Origin of the sequence: uncultured Dokdonia sp. (assembly GCF_947492535.1) — a bacterium.
Lineage (GTDB): Bacteria > Bacteroidota > Bacteroidia > Flavobacteriales > Flavobacteriaceae > Dokdonia.
Genome location: NZ_CANLNH010000014.1, coordinates 44,949 through 59,450 on the forward strand (window position 1 = coordinate 44,949; position 14,502 = coordinate 59,450).

Consider the following 14,502-nt stretch of genomic DNA (forward strand, 5'->3'; position numbering starts at 1 on the left):
GAGGAAAATTAAGAATAATAATCTTGATCTTCCTCTTTATTTTTTCCAAAAAGAGTTTCAGCATTAATACCAAATATCTTGATTCCTTTTGGAAAGAAATATGCAAGTACACACAGCCCAATACATATAAGTATCATTATAAAAGTTCTCATGTATGATTGGTATATAATAGTATAGAAATGTTACATAGAGGTTCTGACTTGATTTAAAAACAAAACGTGTCTATGTGATTTGGATTTAGTTCAAAAAATAAAAACAGAGACACTTGGGGAGATATCTCTGTTCTTACTATCGATTAGGGGTAAAATAATCTAGGGTATGGGGTGAAAGCTGTTGTAATTAATATATAATTGCAAGCGTATTTTTTGTATCCGTTTTTAGACCTGTTGCATACATACGGATACGTCTTAAATTGGGTAATAGGCTAATTTTAGTAGGTAAAAATCCTGTGAAGTCATTTGAATATACATATAAATATTCAAGACTTTCTATGTTTGATATTTCTTTAGGAATGTTTCCTTCTAATGTGTTTAGAGAAACATTAAGTTTTTTCAATTGAATTAAATTTCCAATAGTAGCAGGCAACGTTCCTGTTATTGTATTGTTGTGGAGGTTTAAAACTTTTAAATGTGTTAAGTTTCCTATAGATACAGGAAGTTCTCCATTGAGGTTATTATTTGTAAGTTGTAATGCAACTACTCTATGATCTATAATAGTAACTCCTTTCCAATTTTCTACAGGAGTTGTTAAGTCCCAAGATTCTGTCCAACGATCACCATTTGTAGCATGATATAAATCAATGAGTGCTTGTTTTTCAAAAGAAGGTACTGTAGTAGCTGTCGCTGTAAATGAAAAAAATGATAGCACTAAAATAATAACGATTTTCATATTCTTGAGTTCTGTGATTACAAAAATATGAGGAGTTTAGCTTATCAACTTTTTTGACATTGAAATCATCGATGAATCGTTGAAATGTTTAAAATCATCGATGAAACACTCAAAATAAATACAATTTAATATTCTTGTATGATTTTTGACTACCGAATTGTCTTCACAAAATCTGCAACACTATTTGCTCCATGAGCAGAGATATGTTTTATAAATGCACTTCCGATGATGGCACCTTTCGCGAAAGCGGTAGCCGCCTGAAACGTATCTGAATTACTAATGCCAAAACCAACAATTTGAGGATTCGTAAGATTCATAGCATCAATACGTTTAAAATAGTCAGATTGTGTGTTGCCAAAACCACTTTGTGCTCCTGTTGTACTCGCACTACTCACCATGTATATAAATCCATTACTAGCAGCATCGATCTGTCTGATACGTTCATCACTGGTTTGAGGTGTGATTAAAAACACATTTATCAATCCATGTTTTTCAAAAATCGTTTTGTATTCTGCTTCATATTCGGCGAGAGGGAGATCTGGCATAATAATACCGTCAATTCCAATTGCTGCACAGGTAGCACAAAACTTCTCCACTCCATATTGCAGCATAGGATTAAAATATCCCATCACAATAAGTGGAATATCAATAGTTTTTCTGACATCTTTCAATTGATCAAAAAGTAATTGTGTGGTCATTCCGTTTTTTAAGGCAGCCGTGCTGCTTTCTTGAATCGTTGGACCATCTGCTAATGGGTCTGAAAAAGGAAGTCCTATTTCTACCATGTCAACCCCACTATCTTGTAATTGCTGTAGAATAGACATCGTGTCATTAATAGCTGGATACCCAGCTGTAAAATAGAGACTGAGTAATTTTTTATTTTCTTGGAGTTTTTGTTGTATTCTGTTCATGTATTACTATTTTTTCATTTCCGCGAAGGCGGAAATCTTATTCTGTTTTACGCTTTCTTATGTTTTCGAGAAAACAGGAATTTATCTCTTTGTCTGGAAAAAATAAATTTTTCTCCTAATTCATTCTATCATCCAACTCAAATCATTCCAATCTGGATTCATAGTGTTAATTAAATTTTCTTTCCACTCACGATTCCATTTCTTAATTTGTTTTTCTCGTTTTATAGCATTATTTACATATTGGTTAGTTTCAAACCAAACCAGTTTAGTGACATTATATTTTTTAGAAAAACCTTTTGAACTTGTATATGTATGTTGCTTTAATCGTTGTTTTAAATTATTAGTGAAACCAATATATAAAACAGTATGTCCTTTATTTGTGAGGATATATGTGTAAAATGTATCAGTTTCCATACACTTTTAAGTGTGGTTGTTTGGATTTCCGCCTTCGCGGAAATGAAAAAGTTTTAAATATTACAATTTAAAATACTCGATATATGTATTCAAATCCTTATCTCCACGTCCTGACAGATTAATCACAATAACATCATCGGGTTTAAACTTTCGCTCTTCAAATATAGCGAGTGCATGACTCGTCTCTATGGCAGGAATAATCCCTTCTAGTTTACTTAATTCAAGACCTGCTTGCATAGCATCATCATCAGTTATGGAGATAAACTCTCCGCGACCTGTTCTAAATAAATTTGCATGCATAGGACCAACGCCTGGATAATCCAATCCTGCCGAAATAGAATACGGTTCTGTAATCTGTCCGTCGGGTGTTTGCATTAAGAGCGTTTTACTTCCGTGTATGATCCCTTCGCGACCTAACGCCGAGGTAGCTGCACTTTCGCCTGTATCAATTCCTTTTCCAGCAGCTTCTACTGCAATAATACCTACTTCTGGCTGATCTAAATAATGATAAAAAAGACCCGCAGCATTACTTCCGCCTCCTACGCAAGCCACTACATAATCAGGATTTTCACGTCCTTCAACTTCCTGTAATTGTTTTTTTGTCTCTTCAGAAATCACCGATTGAAAACGAGCCACCATATCTGGATACGGATGTGGTCCTACGACAGATCCTATAATATAGTGTGTGTCTACTGGATTATTAATCCAATCGCGTATCGCTTCGTTTGTGGCATCTTTAAGCGTTCTACTTCCAGACATAGCAGGACGTACAGTAGCGCCAAGCATTTTCATACGCGCTACATTGGGTGCTTGTCGTTCTATATCAATAGCGCCCATATATACAATACATTCTAATCCCATTAAAGCACAAACCGTTGCTGTAGCCACACCATGTTGTCCGGCGCCTGTTTCTGCAATGATTCGGTTTTTTCCTAATCGTTTGGCCATTAATATTTGACCAATCGTATTATTTACTTTATGAGCTCCCGTATGACATAAATCTTCTCTTTTTAAATAGATTTTTGTATTGTACTTTTTACTGAAGCGTTCTGCATAATAGAGTGGCGTAGGGCGTCCTACATAATCCTTTAGTAGTTGATTAAACTCCTTTTGGAAAGAAGGTTCTTGCATGATTTGCACATACTGAGAACGTAATTCTTCTACATTTGGATAGAGCATTTCAGGAATGAAAGCCCCTCCAAAATCACCGTAATATCCTCGGTCATCTGCTTGGTAGTTAGTTTGTGGTTCTGTAATCATAATTTCATTTTTATTTCCGCGAAGGCGGAAATCTTACCCACCTTAACGTTATGTTAGTTTCTCGTCCTTGCCTGCCTGCAGGGACACGAGAAATGTCTTGAATTGCGAAGGCGGAAATCTTATCTACCTTAACGTTATGTTAGTTTCCCGTTTTCACAGGAAATGTTTGTTTTTAGAGCATCCAACTCAAATCATCCCAATTTGGATTCTTATCATTGATTAGGTTTTCTTTCCATTCTCGATTCCATTTTTTAACTTGACGTTCTCTTATTCTAGAATCTTTTACGGTTTTAAATGTTTCAAAATAGATTAATTTATCAAGGTTATATCTACTCGAAAAACTTTTTTTATAAACTTTGTCTTTATGTTCTTTTATGCGTTTTTTCAAATTGACAGTAAAGCCAATATATAAAACTTTGTTGTACGTATTTGTCATCATATAAAAGTAAAATTGTTCTTCTACGAATTCCATTTTACTTACACTTTTTCATTGATGAGTCTTCCGCCTTCGCGGAAGTGGTTTTGAAATTCTTGTAGCGCTGCTACATTTTTCTGTCCAGGCGTATCTTCAAACTTGCTATTTACATCGAGTGCAAGAATAGGAAGATCGGTTGCTAGGATTTCTTTTATGTTGTCTATCTCTTCCAATCCAATACCACCACTTAAAATAAAAGGGGTTTTAGATGGGTATTTTTTTAAAACACTCCAATCAAAGGTATATCCGTTACCACCTTTTTCTTTTCCTTTGGTATCAAATAAAAAGGCATTTACAGTTCCTTCATAAGGTGTAAGTCTATCAAAATCAAAAGTGTCTTTAATGGAGAATACTTTCCATACTTCAACCCCTTCCGTCTTCACTTCCTGTGAAGACACCTTCCCCTGTTTAGGGGAAGGAGCTAAAAGTTCTTGTATATATTCAGGAGATTCGCTTCCGTGTAATTGGATGATGTCTAAATTGTATTTTTCAATGTGCGCTTTCGCGAAAGCAATATCAGCATCTACAAATACGCCTACTTTTTTTATATTTTCTGGAAGCGTTACTATCTCTCCATCATAATTACGCGGACTCTTCTCATAAAATATAAACCCAAGATAGTCTGGTTGCAATGCAGCGACTTCTTGTGTGTTGTATTTCATTCCGCATACTTTGAGTCTCACGGAAGTAGGAGTCTCATGCTCCTGAGTTGTATGTTTATGATTTTTTGACATGTACTCTTTCTGCTAATTCTTTAATGATATCATGATCATCTGGAGTAAAACTTACTTTACGTAAGATGATTTTTTTATTTTCCCCATAAAATGTATAATCGCCTGCATATTCATCGATATGCTCAATCTGATCAAATGGGAGTTGTTTAGTATATAGTATATAATTTTGAGTGATACTCTTTTCATCAATGATGATATACGAATTGAGTTTGTACACTAGCCAGCATAGTAAGTGTATGCCTCCTAAGGATAATAATATTTTCCAAAAGGGAATAGATGATAATAGGAATCCAAAACCTCGTTCAAAAATTAATTGAATAACACCCAACATTGTCCAAGCTACCCCCATTTGTAAAAAGTAGCGTAGTCGTTTATAACTAAAAGGAAGGCGTTGTTCTGAGATCATAATTGGTTTATAAATGTAGTAGCACTTGCTCCTGGATTATCGGTTTTCATAAAATTTTCTCCTATTAAAAAGCCTTCAAATCCATACGGTTGTAATTCTTTAATAGCATTTACACTACTAATCCCACTTTCCGACACTTTTACAAAATCATCTGGGATTAATGTGACCAAGTCCTTACTTGTTTGAATACTTACGTCAAAGGTCTTTAAATTTCTATTATTAATCCCTAACATATCTACGGTAGGAACAATAGATTTGAGGAGTTCTTCTTTATTGTGGGATTCACAAAGGACATCGAGGTGTAACGCTTTCGCGAAAGCGGAAAAAGAAACAATCTCTTCTTTGGTGAGTGATGCAGCTATCAAAAGAATTGCATCTGCACCATGTGCTTTGGCTTCCAGAATTTGATATTCATCTACAATAAATTCTTTACGTAATAGCGGAAACTGAGTGCTTGCTCTAGCGAGTATTAAATCGTCTAGGGAGCCTCCAAAATATTTTCCGTCTGTCAGTACAGACATACCACTAGCGCCTGCATTTTCATATCCTTGTGCGACATCTTGCACACTCAAACTATGATTGATTACAGATTTACTAGGCGACCTACGTTTGTGTTCTGCAATAATGCCAGACCCCTGTCGTAATGCATTTGCAAGCGAACTCGTCGCACGATCAAAAAGCGGGTACTGCTCTAATTGACTTGTTGAGATCAATTGCTTTTTAAGAGCGACCTCTTTATGTTTATCGGCTATTATTTTGTCTAATATTGTCATTTTATTCCCGCGAAGGCGGGAATCTCATCCCGCTTTCTATTTGATTTTTATAAAACGGGAATCTCATCCCGCTTTTCTATTTTATTCCCGTTTTCACGAGAATCTGTTAAATTTTATATTTTTTCACCTCACCCTAGCCCTCTCCTCAAGGAGAGGGAATTAGTATTTTTATTTACTTAATTCTTGTAATTTCTTTAATTTCTCAGCAGCTTTTCCTGATAATAAACTTTCTTTTGCTTGTTCAAACCCTTCTTTTGGAGTGAGGCCTTTTACGGTAGCAATGGCCATTCCTGCATTGGCACATACTACATTGTTTTGTGGAGTTGTTCCTTTACCAGAAATGACATCAACAAATATCTTTGCAGATGCTTCTACACTATCACCACCATAAATATCTTGTTGTGTATGTGCTATTACTCCAAAGTCTGATGGGGTAAGCATGGTTTCTGTTTGATTTGTAATGGTTTTTGTTGAACCTGTTAATGAGATTTCATCATATCCATCTAGGGCATGTAAAATGGTAAAGTTTTTAGTTCCCTTTTGATAGAGATATCCATACATTCTAGCCAATTCCAAATTAAAAACACCTACCAATTGATTTTTAGGAAATGCAGGATTTACCATAGGTCCTAACATGTTAAAAAATGTTTTGACTCCTAATTCTCTACGTATGGGAGCTACATTTTTCATAGCAGGGTGGAAGAGAGGCGCATGTAATACACACATACCAACCTCATCCATAGAACGCTTCAAGAAATCTTTGTCATTACTGAATTTTATCCCTAGATATTCCATGACATTACTACTTCCACTTACGGAAGATACGCCATAGTTTCCATGTTTGGTTACATGTACACCTGCACCTGCCGTTACAAAACTAGATAAGGTAGAGATATTAAAAGTATCTTTTCCATCACCTCCAGTACCACATAAATCTATCGTATTATAATCAGAAAAATCTACAGAAAGACATAAGTCTAGTAATGCATCTCTAAATCCTTCTAATTCTTCTACGGTAATGCTACGCATCATATATACAGTAAGGAAAGAAGCAATTTGACTTGGGTTGTATTTTCCTTCTGATATGTTGACTAGAATCTCACGTGATTCTTGTTTTGAAAGAATATCGTGTTGTATAAGTCTGTTAAGTATCTTTTTCATATTAATTTTCCGTGAAGACGGAAATCTTATTTTAGTTATTCTGTAATCCCTTATTCTTTTGGTCTATTGATATAAATAATCTCTAACTCTTTTGCATCTATTGCTAGATTATTTTTTCCTTTCTTAAGTATGTTTTCTTGTTTTGGAATTCCTTTTCCAAAAACATTTCTATCTATATAATTATAAATTCCAGTATTCGTAGAGGCGATCCATCCTTTTGCAAAAGAGGACTTGGTAATTGTTACGGCACCGCCTTTATAGTTTGATAATAGTTTTTTAGCAGCTCTTCTAGCATCTTTTTCTGCTGTATTATTTGGGAAAACCATATAGGTGCCATTTTTAAAAAGCACCCAGTTTTTTCTATCTGGATTTACACCAAGCTGTACATTAAAAATAAGAGATTTATAGTCTTCTCTTTTTTTATTTACGATTTCTGTTTTCTTCTTTTTTACTACCTTTTTTTTAACTTCTTTTGCTTGTACTGGTGGTGTAGGAGGTTCTAGTTCTGGTATAGAATCTTCTACAGGGGTTTGTGGTGGTTCTGGAGCTTCAATAACCTTAGGTGGCGCAGGAGGTTCAGGTTTTTTAGGTTGATCTTTTGCGCAAGAGAACAGTAAACTGCTTAGTAGTACATAGAAAAAGAGACGTCTCATTATTTTGGCTTTAATTAGTTGTTAACCCAGTTTTTAATCATTGATTTTCCATCTGGAGTCAATACGCTCTCTGGATGAAATTGTACACCACGTACATCATATTCTCGGTGGCGTAATCCCATAATTTGTCCTGTACTATCTACTGCAGTGATTTCTAAGCTTTCTGGAAATCCCTCTTGTGCAACTACCCATGAATGGTATCTTCCAACATCTATCTGACTGTCTAGTCCTTTAAAAAGAACAGTGTCTTCTTGTGTGATGTTAATTTGAGTAGCAACTCCATGAAACACTTCATCTAAATTAATAAGTGATCCGCCAAAAACTTCTCCTATAGCCTGTTGTCCTAAGCATACCCCTAAAATACTTTTGGTAGGGGCATATTTTTGAATTACTTCTTTCAATAATCCTGCTTCTTCAGGAATGCCTGGTCCAGGAGATAATAAAATCTTATCATAGTCTTCGCAATCATCAATATGAAATTGATCATTACGCCTCACTATTACAGTACAGTCTAACTCTTCCAAATAGTGGACGAGATTATATACGAAACTATCATAGTTATCTATAACGAGTACTTTTTTCATCTATTTTATTTTTAGTTTATATACTGAGAATATATTATATCTCTTCAGCAAGTTGTAGTGCTTTTGTTAAGGCACCTAATTTATTGTATACTTCTTGTAATTCCTTTTCAGGATCACTGCCTGAGACAATTCCAGCCCCAGCTTGGTAATGTAATGAATGATTCTTACTTAAAAATGACCTGATAATAATAGCATGATTAAAATTACCATTAAAGTCCATAAAACCGATAGCGCCTCCGTAAAATGTGCGATTTCGATTTTCGTATTTTTCTAAGAGTTGCATCGCCATATGTTTGGGAGCTCCACTGAGCGTCCCTGCAGGAAATGTGTCTGCGACAACTTGTAATGTACTTGAAGACGTATGTTTCTGAGCCGTTACTTTACTTACAAGATGTATCACATGTGAGAAAAATTGAACTTCTCGATAAGTTTCTACTTGAACACCATGACCATTTCTAGAAAGGTCATTACGAGCAAGATCTACAAGCATTACGTGTTCACTATTTTCTTTTTCATCTACGGCAAGTTGCTTTGCAAGTTCTGCATCCTGTTCATCATTTCCAGTACGTTTAAAGGTTCCTGCGATAGGGTGAATTTCTGCTTTTCCATCACTAACGATAAGTTGTGCTTCTGGAGAAGATCCAAATATTTTAAAATCTCCATAATCAAAATAGAATAGGTACGGAGATGGATTTACACTTCGTAAGGCTCTATAGACATTAAATTCATCGCCTTTAAATTGTTGTGAGAATCGTTTACTGGGTACAATTTGAAAAACATCTCCACGCTGACAATGTTTTTTACAGGTTTCTACTAGGTTTTTGAACTCTTGGTCAGAAATATTTGTATCCGGAGATCCTTCTCTATTAAAATTATATTCAGCAAAGTTTTTAACTTTTAGTAGCTGCTCTATTTGTGCAATGTTATTTTGTTCTTCTGTGGTATGGCAAAAGATATAGGCTTCGTTATTAAAATGATTAATTGCAATGATATTTTGATACACGGCATAATACATATCTGGAATCGCTAAATCCTGCTCCTTTTTTGTGATTTCTATATCTTCAAAAAAGTGAACAGCATCATAGGATAGGTATCCAAATAGACCGTTATTTATGAATTTAAAATCGGATGATTCTGTTGAGAACGCTTTCGCGAAAGCGTCCAAAACCCCAACAACATCAGTTTCTGAAGTAATTTTTTGTGTTGTTGTATTGCCATCAGGAAATTGCTGTATAATCTCATCTCTATCTATTTTTATAGAAGCTATAGGGTTACAACAGATGTAGCTAAAACTGTTGTCGTTTGCATGGTAGTCACTACTTTCCAGTAGTAAACTATTAGGAAAACGATCTCGCAAACGTAAATATACAGACACAGGGGTAATAGTATCTGCGAGAAGTTTTTTTGAGTATGTTTTTAATATGTATGTCATTGCATATACTTTTATAAAAATGAAAAAGCCTGTCGTAAGACAGGCTTTTAATATATTTTAAATACATAGGAGCTTCTTACGACAACGTTTGTTTCGTATTCCACCACCAAGTATGTACTGTATTATTTCTCATTTAGAGTGTAAATATAGGAAGCTGTTTTAAATAAAAAAAACCTTGATCCTAAATTTTGAAAAATAGTCTCAAGGTATATACTATCCTTACAATAAAAATTAATTAAAATTTTAAACTTACTGCAAGTTCAAAGTTGTCATTAATTGCTTTGTCTTTTAAATTGTCAAAGAAACTTCCAGAACCGTATGTAATTCCATATTTAGTGCGATCTACAGTAAGTTTTGTAGAAGCTGTATTCCCATTTATATTCATGAGAACCTTCATGGTTTGTGTGATCCCTTTAATGGTCATGTTTCCTGATACATTATATCCATTACCACTTTTAGTAACTTCAGTGATTACAAATGTTGCTGTAGGGAAATTATTTACACCAAAAAATTCATCGGTTTTTAAATGTCCTTCTAATTTTTCTTTTCCTTTTCCTGCTTCTAGATCTGTTACTTGAATAGAAGTCATGTTTACGGTAAAATTTCCTCCTACGAGTTCATTTCCTTCCATAATAAGAGTTCCTTCTTGTAACTCAATAGTACCTGTATGTGATCCTGTTACTTTTTTTCCAGTCCAAGTGATCGTACCTTCTTTTACTTTTACTTCTTTTTTTATTGGGTTAGAAGCAAAAGCTCCTGTTACGATAAGTGCTAAAATTGCTGTAAATAGTTTAGTTTTCATTTTGTTTGTTTTAAAGTTATTGTCTGAGTTTGTTGAGTAGTTTATTGAGTGTCTCAAGCTCATTGTCGTTTAATTGTTGTGTAACTTTCTTTTCTGCGGTAGTTACGATAGGGTTTATAATGTCTAGAAGTTTCAATCCTTTTTCTGTGATAGTAATTTCTACTTTTCTCCTATTTGTTGGACAAATAGTACGTTCTGTATATCCTTTGGCAATTAACTTATCTACGAGTCGAGTGGTGTTACTGGTCTTTGCTACCATACGAGAATTAATCGTAGAGAGATTTGCAGGTTTACTTTTTTGTCCTTTTAAAATACGTAATACATTAAATTGCTGTAGTGATATGTCAAAAGGTTTTATAGCTTCTGTAATAATATCATTAGCCCAATTTGCTGAATATAAAAGGTTAATCGTTAGCTTTCGCGAAAGCGATAACGTCTTAGTTTGAATCACTTCTTCTATTGTCATTACAATTGTTGTGTATACAAATGTAATAAAACTCTTCTTTCTGTTTGGAATATTTAACAATTTTTTAAAAATTTGGAGTATTAGAGAAATCAATACAACAAATATTTAACGTATAATTCCCAAAGTTTGTTAATAGTACATAGAGAATACAAATCGTACTATACTTTTGTACTAATGAAATTTTATGCATTCATAGGATTATTGCTTTTGATAAGTTGTAAGGGAGGGAACCAAGAGATTGTATCTTTTACAGATTTAGAGGAGGATATGCCTTTTGTAACGGTAGATTATGAAGGGTTGGAGTCATATCTAGAAGCTTCTGATGCAGCGGTGCATGTGGTAAATTTTTGGGCTACTTGGTGTAAGCCATGTGTCAAAGAATTACCACATTTTGAAGAATTAAGAACGACATATGGTACCGAAGGAGTAAAGGTAATTTTAGTGAGTTTAGATTTTCCTGAGCAGACAGAACGTCTCACACATTTTATAGAAAAACGGAATATTCAATCAGAAGTAGTATTTTTAGACGATGGGGATGCCAATAGTTGGATACCAAAAGTAGATGTTAGTTGGTCTGGGGCTATTCCTGCAACCATTATATATAGTGATGAAAAACGTTCTTTTTACGAGCAATCTTTTACCTATGAAGCGCTAGAAAAAGAGCTTAAATTATTTTTATGAAAACATTAAAGATTTTAACTGCTATTGCTGTTGTTGTGATTTTATCGGCTTTTGTCGTAAAATCTATCAACCCAAATAAAGTAGGAGGCAACGGATATGGAGTAGGAGATGTTGCAGCAGATATTTCACTAAAGAATATTGATGGGCGGTATGTGTCCTATTCAGATTATACAGACGCAAAAGGATTTATTGTCATTTTTACCTGTAATACCTGTCCTTTTTCGGTTGCAAATGAAGATCGTATCATTGCGCTAGATGCAAAGTATAAGAATTTAGGATATCCAGTCATTGCAATTAATCCTAATAATCCAGCTGTAAAACCGGGTGATAGTTTTGATGCAATAAAGCAAAGAGCAAAAGAGAAAGGATTTACATTTCCATATCTTTTTGATGAAGGTCAAAAGGTATATCCAACCTACGGCGCTACAAAAACACCTCACGTATATTTACTTCAAAAAACGGATAAAGGGAATGTCGTAAAATATATAGGTGCTATCGATGATAATTCTAGAAATGCCAATGCCGTAAAAGAAAAGTATCTTGAAAATGCTGTAGATGCATTGCTTACAGGTAAAACAATTGAAGTTACAGAAACAAAAGCAATAGGTTGTTCGATAAAAGGATAACGAATTACGCTACTATATTTGTAAAAATCGAAACTTAATCAAGTTTCGATTTTTTGTATCTCCCTATTTTATTTCCTTAAATTTGCATTAAACTATACGTGTTTATGATCTTAGAACAGATGTATACAAAATGCTTAGCTCAAGGGGCTTATTTTATATGTTCCCAAGGAGAAGCTATCATTATAGATCCTTTACGAGAGGTGCAACCATATCTTGATCTTGCTAATGATCATGATAGTACTATTAAATATATATTTCTTACGCATTTTCATGCTGATTTTGTAAGCGGACAGGTAGATCTGGCAAAGGCAACTGGAGCTACTGTAATACTTGGACCTAACGCAAAAGCTGCTTATGACTATCATGGTGCTAAAGATGGAGAAGTTTTTCAGGTTGGAGCACTTCAAATAGAAGTTATCCATACACCTGGACACACGATGGAGTCTACATGTTATTTATTAAGAGATGAAGATGGTAAAGAACAAGCGCTTTTTACAGGGGATACTTTATTTATAGGAGATGTAGGACGTCCAGATCTTGCAGCAAAATCAAATCTGACTAAAGAGGATTTAGCAGGACATCTTTATGATAGTTTGCATAATCGTATTATGCCACTCTCTGATGATATTATAGTGTACCCAGCTCATGGAGCGGGTTCTGCTTGTGGGAAAAATATGAGTAGCCAGACCAGTGATACATTGGGAAATCAAAAAGAAACTAATTATGCTTTTAAATTAGAAAAGCAAGATTTTATAAAAGAATTGGTCACAGGGTTAAGTGCGCCACCTAGTTATTTTCCTGAGAACGTAGCGATGAATAAACGTGTAAACACAGATTTTGACACGATCATTAAAAGAGGGACGACACCACTTTCGGTATCTGCGTTTGAGGATTTAGCATCTCAAAATGATGTATTGGTGTTGGATACAAGAAGTGTTTCCGCTTTCGCGAAAGCATCGCTATCACAAGCCTGGTTTGTTGGATTGAGCGGGCAGTTTGCTCCTTGGGTAGGTGCAATCGTAAAGGATATTAATCAGAAAATTATCGTTATCACTGAAAAAGGAAAGGAAGAAGAGGTAGCAACACGTCTTTCTAGAGTAGGATACGATCATAGTTTAGGATACCTTAAAGGAGGGATAGATGCTTGGATTGCTGAAGGGAAAGAAGTAGTACAAACACAAGAAATTACAGCGCAAGAATTTATAGATGGTTTGTCAAACGGAAGTATTGCATATCCAGTAGATGTGCGTAAAGATGGAGAATTTGCAACAAGCCATATAGAGGGAATTGCTCATAAGCCATTAGATAATGTACATACAAATAGTAAGGAATTAGATCCTGCAAAGACCTATCATGTGCATTGTGCTGGAGGGTATAGATCTTTAATATATGCATCTATAGCTCGATCTCAGGGCGTGAATATGGTGAATGTCTTAGGAGGCTATGGGGCTATTAAGAAAACAGAATTAGGAACAATTAAAATAACAGAATGAAAGATATAACAGTAGAAGAGTGGAAGTCACTCATAGCAACCGATGATAATGCAGTGATTCTAGATGTTCGTACGCAGGATGAAGTTGATGAGGGTGCATTAGAAAATGCACATCACATAGATATATTTTTAGGGCAAGGGTTTATAGATGAAGTCAAAAAATTAGATGCTGAAAAGAATTATTATATTTATTGTCGTTCTGGAAATCGTAGTGGTCAAGCATGTACTATTATGAGTCAATTAGGCTTTGAAAACACCTATAATATGATAGGTGGTTATATGGCTTGGGAAGAAGAATTATAAAATTATAACAATGCGTTTTTTCTTATCTATATGTTTTTTAGTTGTGATTGTAGCTTGTAAAGAGAAAGCTACAACGCCTCGTGTCGAAATAATTTCTGTTCAAGAAATGAAAGATGTACTTAAGGCTGAGACTGTACAATTGATAGATGTTCGTACACGTAATGAATATGCTTCTAATCATATTAAAAATGCTAAAAACATTGTATATCAAGGCGATGATTGGGAAACTCAAATAGCATCTTTAGATAAAGAAAAACCAGTATATGTATATTGTCAAAAAGGAGGCAGGAGTGCAAAATGTGCTTCTTTATTAAAGGAAGCTGGTTTTGAAAAGATATATGATTTAGAGGGAGGGATATCACAATGGATGGCTCAAGGTAATGAAGTTGAAGAGTGATATTACTTCCGGATATTAAAATAATGACATAAAAAAGCGTGCTT

Annotated in this window: 19 protein-coding genes; 5 read left to right on the plus strand and 14 right to left on the minus strand. The window is 34.6% G+C overall.

Annotation, left to right across the window (positions count from 1 at the left end; genetic code table 11):
• Positions 1 to 339 precede the first annotated feature (339 nt).
• The 14 genes from Q1A60_RS16785 to Q1A60_RS16850 all read right to left on the minus strand — a co-directional run bounded on the left by Q1A60_RS16785 (position 340) and on the right by Q1A60_RS16850 (position 10,959).
• Positions 340 to 888 carry a hypothetical protein gene (locus Q1A60_RS16785; RefSeq protein ID WP_299767602.1) on the minus strand — a complete coding sequence of 183 codons (549 nt, stop codon included), beginning with the start codon at positions 886 to 888 and terminating at the stop codon, positions 340 to 342.
• 149 nt (positions 889 to 1,037) lie between these two features.
• Positions 1,038 to 1,799, minus strand: coding sequence for a tryptophan synthase subunit alpha (gene trpA / locus Q1A60_RS16790; protein WP_299767601.1), 762 nt, complete (start codon positions 1,797 to 1,799; stop codon positions 1,038 to 1,040).
• Positions 1,800 to 1,919: 120 nt separating this feature from the next.
• On the minus strand, positions 1,920 to 2,213 hold the full coding sequence (locus tag Q1A60_RS16795) for a GIY-YIG nuclease family protein (protein ID WP_299767600.1): 294 nt from the start codon (positions 2,211 to 2,213) through the stop codon (positions 1,920 to 1,922).
• 60 nt (positions 2,214 to 2,273) lie between these two features.
• A complete protein-coding gene (gene trpB / locus Q1A60_RS16800; protein WP_299767599.1) occupies positions 2,274 to 3,473 on the minus strand; it encodes a tryptophan synthase subunit beta in 1,200 nt (399 codons plus the stop codon).
• Between the two features lie 172 nt (positions 3,474 to 3,645).
• The gene (locus Q1A60_RS16805; RefSeq protein WP_299767598.1) at positions 3,646 to 3,945 is read right to left on the minus strand and encodes a GIY-YIG nuclease family protein; all 300 of its coding nucleotides are present in this window, start codon (positions 3,943 to 3,945) and stop codon (positions 3,646 to 3,648) included.
• A 5-nt stretch (positions 3,946 to 3,950) separates the two neighbouring features.
• Entirely contained in the window at positions 3,951 to 4,610 is a 660-nt protein-coding gene (locus Q1A60_RS16810) for a phosphoribosylanthranilate isomerase (protein WP_299767639.1), read from the minus strand.
• A 55-nt stretch (positions 4,611 to 4,665) separates the two neighbouring features.
• The gene (locus Q1A60_RS16815) at positions 4,666 to 5,088 is read right to left on the minus strand and encodes a hypothetical protein (protein ID WP_299767597.1); all 423 of its coding nucleotides are present in this window, start codon (positions 5,086 to 5,088) and stop codon (positions 4,666 to 4,668) included.
• Positions 5,085 to 5,861 (minus strand): indole-3-glycerol phosphate synthase TrpC, encoded by a 777-nt coding sequence (trpC, locus tag Q1A60_RS16820; RefSeq protein WP_299767596.1) that lies wholly within the window; start codon positions 5,859 to 5,861, stop codon positions 5,085 to 5,087. The genes Q1A60_RS16815 and trpC overlap by 4 nt, the downstream gene beginning before the upstream one ends.
• A gap of 168 nt (positions 5,862 to 6,029) precedes the next feature.
• Entirely contained in the window at positions 6,030 to 7,022 is a 993-nt protein-coding gene (trpD, locus tag Q1A60_RS16825) for an anthranilate phosphoribosyltransferase (RefSeq protein WP_299767595.1), read from the minus strand.
• Between the two features lie 50 nt (positions 7,023 to 7,072).
• On the minus strand, positions 7,073 to 7,675 hold the full coding sequence (locus Q1A60_RS16830) for a hypothetical protein (protein WP_299767594.1): 603 nt from the start codon (positions 7,673 to 7,675) through the stop codon (positions 7,073 to 7,075).
• 14 nt (positions 7,676 to 7,689) lie between these two features.
• Positions 7,690 to 8,259 (minus strand): aminodeoxychorismate/anthranilate synthase component II, encoded by a 570-nt coding sequence (locus Q1A60_RS16835; RefSeq protein WP_299767593.1) that lies wholly within the window; start codon positions 8,257 to 8,259, stop codon positions 7,690 to 7,692.
• A 34-nt stretch (positions 8,260 to 8,293) separates the two neighbouring features.
• Positions 8,294 to 9,691: an anthranilate synthase component I family protein gene (locus tag Q1A60_RS16840; RefSeq protein WP_299767592.1), complete on the minus strand. Its 1,398-nt coding sequence runs from the start codon at positions 9,689 to 9,691 to the stop codon at positions 8,294 to 8,296.
• Between the two features lie 235 nt (positions 9,692 to 9,926).
• Positions 9,927 to 10,493 carry a YceI family protein gene (locus Q1A60_RS16845; RefSeq protein WP_299767591.1) on the minus strand — a complete coding sequence of 189 codons (567 nt, stop codon included), beginning with the start codon at positions 10,491 to 10,493 and terminating at the stop codon, positions 9,927 to 9,929.
• Between the two features lie 16 nt (positions 10,494 to 10,509).
• The gene (locus Q1A60_RS16850; protein ID WP_299767590.1) at positions 10,510 to 10,959 is read right to left on the minus strand and encodes a MarR family transcriptional regulator; all 450 of its coding nucleotides are present in this window, start codon (positions 10,957 to 10,959) and stop codon (positions 10,510 to 10,512) included.
• 174 nt (positions 10,960 to 11,133) lie between these two features.
• On the opposite strand from Q1A60_RS16850, the gene Q1A60_RS16855 reads away from it, so the two are divergent.
• The 5 genes from Q1A60_RS16855 (at position 11,134) to Q1A60_RS16875 (ending at position 14,458) form a co-directional block, all read left to right on the plus strand.
• Positions 11,134 to 11,640, plus strand: a complete 507-nt coding sequence (locus tag Q1A60_RS16855) for a TlpA disulfide reductase family protein (protein ID WP_299767589.1) — start codon at positions 11,134 to 11,136, stop codon at positions 11,638 to 11,640.
• Complete coding sequence (locus tag Q1A60_RS16860) at positions 11,637 to 12,266, plus strand: thioredoxin family protein (RefSeq protein ID WP_299767588.1); 630 nt, start codon at positions 11,637 to 11,639, stop codon at positions 12,264 to 12,266. Before Q1A60_RS16855 ends, Q1A60_RS16860 begins: the two co-directional genes overlap by 4 nt.
• 104 nt (positions 12,267 to 12,370) lie before the next feature.
• Positions 12,371 to 13,759, plus strand: a complete 1,389-nt coding sequence (locus Q1A60_RS16865; RefSeq protein WP_299767587.1) for an MBL fold metallo-hydrolase — start codon at positions 12,371 to 12,373, stop codon at positions 13,757 to 13,759.
• Positions 13,756 to 14,061, plus strand: coding sequence for a rhodanese-like domain-containing protein (locus Q1A60_RS16870; protein ID WP_299767586.1), 306 nt, complete (start codon positions 13,756 to 13,758; stop codon positions 14,059 to 14,061). The genes Q1A60_RS16865 and Q1A60_RS16870 overlap by 4 nt, the downstream gene beginning before the upstream one ends.
• A gap of 10 nt (positions 14,062 to 14,071) precedes the next feature.
• Positions 14,072 to 14,458, plus strand: a complete 387-nt coding sequence (locus tag Q1A60_RS16875; protein ID WP_299767585.1) for a rhodanese-like domain-containing protein — start codon at positions 14,072 to 14,074, stop codon at positions 14,456 to 14,458.
• The last annotated feature ends 44 nt before the right edge of the window (positions 14,459 to 14,502 follow it).